This is a genomic window from Novosphingobium sp. TCA1, assembly GCF_009811895.1.
Lineage (GTDB): Bacteria > Pseudomonadota > Alphaproteobacteria > Sphingomonadales > Sphingomonadaceae > Novosphingobium > Novosphingobium panipatense_A.
The window spans coordinates 1-1,005 of sequence record NZ_BLJH01000118.1 but is presented as its reverse complement, the minus strand read 5'-3'; the positions used below and the strand labels follow the sequence as shown (position 1 = coordinate 1,005).

At 61.0% G+C, this 1,005-nt stretch carries 1 protein-coding gene; it reads right to left on the bottom strand.

Features of this window, described 5'->3' with window-relative positions:
• Nucleotides 1-48: 48 nt before the first annotated feature.
• Nucleotides 49-1,005: conjugal transfer protein TraN (locus NTCA1_RS28315; protein ID WP_159832503.1), on the bottom strand; the 957-nt coding region annotated here is incomplete at its 5' end.

The window sequence follows — 1,005 nt, the reverse complement described above, 5'->3', positions numbered from 1 at the left end:
ACGCTCATATCGATCAGGCATGGCACGCAGGTGCCAGCGCCGCCGGCGTCATTGGCTGGTGTGGATGTCATAGTAGTCCTGGATCTTGTCCTGGATTTCGCTGAGCGTGCTGACTTCGTCTGGCAGCTTGGCGGCGTCCACGAACTCGGAATAAACCTCGGTGAAGTCCATGACGGACAGATCGAGGCGCGAAAACTCGTCGATGGTGAAACCCTCGCACTGCTCCTTCTTGGGCTTGCCCCATGGCTTGTTCAGCTGGGGGCGGCCCTGCTCCTGAAGGATGCGAGAGAGCTTGCTCTCAAAGCAGCAATAGGCCGTTCGCTTGGTCTTGCAGATCCCGAGGACGCTCGAGGAGCAATAGGTGCCGACCTTGTGGCAGAAACCCATGCGATCCTTGATGTCGAGCATCTTCTCCTCGCTCGAGCACAGGAACATGGTGAGGAACGGGGTTGCGAGCGCGGCGATCGCGGTCGGGCCACCGGCAATGGCAGCAGCACCGGCGCCAGCGGTCAGTAAGCCCGAGGTCTTGCCGGCGCAGCAATTGACCAAACCGAAAACCGGCTTGTGGCAGGTTTCGCGTGTCCCGGAGAAGACGGTGAAGTTCTCTTCGTCGAACTCCTCCCCGGCCTGGCCCAGCGCATGCAGCGCAACCAGCGCATCCTTGAACTCGGTCGAAGCCTCGCGCTCGATCGTCTCGCAATCCCCGTTTATGCAGTAGACGTCGTTGCCGCAGACATATTGCTTGGGATCGTTGCCCGGCGTTGTCGGGACCGGGCAGCGATACACCTTCTGGCTGACCTTGCAGGCGCCAGGGGTGTAATCGGGATCGTCCTCGTCATCGATGCACTCGTCGCGGACGTAGCTGCATTCGGGCTTGTCATCGAGCTCGCCGCAGTCGTTGCCCTGCGTGATCTCGTTGCAGGTATAATTCGTCTGCCACGCCCAGCAGGGCTGCGTTACCGGCACGCCGTTGATGATGCGGGTTTGCGGGTCGCTGTCGGTGCA